Genomic DNA, 1,680 nt, shown 5'->3' with positions numbered 1-1,680 from the left:
ATTGGTCTGGAAAATGTCACAGGAAAACTCAAAACTTTGCTTGGCTGCAGAGATTGTTCGATGGATTTTTGTCGGGATGGCTGCGGTTGTTCTTTGGTTACTGGTTGTATTCGCTTACCGATTTACGATGGGTTAAGGGAGGTGCATCATGAAAAGACTTTATTACGCAAACGCATCGGATACTCCACCTCTGCCTCCGAAAAATCCGTCCTATGGCTATCCTCAGGACGGGGATCGTTCTCTAAACAGGCTGCCTACTACACTGGGTTCCTATTGGCACCATATGATTACAGAAGAATTCATGAATGTAATCGAAGGCGCGGGGATTGAGCCAGATGAAAATAATCTGCATCAGCTGGCCGATATTTTCGAAGATTTCAGACAGCGGGCGTTCAAAGCTGAAGGATTCGCGGGAGATGCTCAGGACTGGGCTAATAAAGCTAAAGAGTTTGCAGAGGCGGCTCAGGCTGAGGCGGATTCAAAAGTTGCTCAGGTTAGAGAGGCAGGAGAAACTCAGGTTGCGGCAGTTAATGCAGCCACGGCCGCTTCCCGGGAGGAGATTGAGCAAAAGACAGCGGAGCTGGAAGAGAAACTTCAGACTCTTATAGCGGCTCTGGATGCAAAGGGCGGGGAACAGGTCAATCTTGTTAAGCTTCAGGCTCAAGAGATCCTTGATGCAATCCAGCTCTCGAAGAATCAGGTCGAAGAACTTGTAAATTCAGCCGGTTATTCGATGAGGTGGCTTACTGACGCGCATGAGGGAACTAACCTTACAGCCGCTTTAACGCCGAATGCCAATGCCAAAGTTGGAGATCATATTATCAACAGCAGCGGCGAAGTGTTTGAGCTTACTGAGCTAAAGGGAACGGAAATTGTCCTTGGTCCGTGCCTGGCTGTTTTTGGTGATGTCGGTCCTATGGGGCCCGCTCCGGAGATTTCCATAGAAGTGAGTATGCTCGATAGCGGAGCTCGTCCGGAAGTGGAAAGAGGCGGGCCGGATGAGTCGCCGCACTTTAACTTTAAGATTCCCAAAGGGGATAAAGGTGATCCTTTTGTCTATTCGGATTTTACGGCTGAACAATTGCAGGCTTTAAAAGGTCCGAAAGGAGATAAGGGCGACCCTCTGACATTTGGCGACTTGACCGAAGAACAGAAAGCTGAGCTCAAAGGTGAAAAAGGCGATAAAGGTGATCCGGGCGAAGCGGCGGATGTTTCTAATTTAGTCCCTAGGACCGGAAACAGAGGCTCCCTTGCGGGTTACCAGGATACGCCGACGCAAGAAGCGTCTGCGGAAAAAGTTTACACAGTGGGAAAGGACAGCCCGGACATTTTTGATTTTGGAGGGATCGGAGCTATTGGCACGACGGATATTTCGTCTGATGACGCTGCATCTTGGATCAAGGTAGCTCGGCTTACAAGTGTGAGTCCGCAGATAGTAGTAGGTGCCGGATGGTCTTTTGTCGGAGGAGAGGCTCCTACGTTGGAAACAGGCGGAGTTCTGGTTTTCTTTAAGTGCAATGCAAAGGGTTATATCAATTACCTAAGTCTTACAGCCTAGGAGGAAATATGATTCGAAAATATACTTTTAACGGGAAAGAATACCGTTCAGGCTATGCGGTTCGTCAGGCGATTTGGAAAGAAGATAGGAAGGCTTTTGGCGAGGAGCCTGAAGAAAACAAG

The 1,680-nt window shown here is 48.7% G+C and carries 1 protein-coding gene; it reads left to right on the top strand.

Annotation, left to right across the window (positions count from 1 at the left end; all coding sequences use genetic code 11):
- Positions 1 to 148 precede the first annotated feature (148 nt).
- On the top strand, positions 149 to 1,558 hold the full coding sequence (locus E5987_RS12980) for a hypothetical protein (RefSeq protein WP_202074650.1): 1,410 nt from the start codon (positions 149 to 151) through the stop codon (positions 1,556 to 1,558).
- Positions 1,559 to 1,680 lie beyond the last annotated feature (122 nt).

The organism is Parasutterella muris (assembly GCF_009767915.1).
Taxonomy (GTDB): Bacteria; Pseudomonadota; Gammaproteobacteria; order Burkholderiales; family Burkholderiaceae_F; genus Parasutterella; species Parasutterella muris.
Note: the sequence above shows the minus strand (reverse complement) of the source record. Positions and strands in the feature narration are given on the sequence as shown.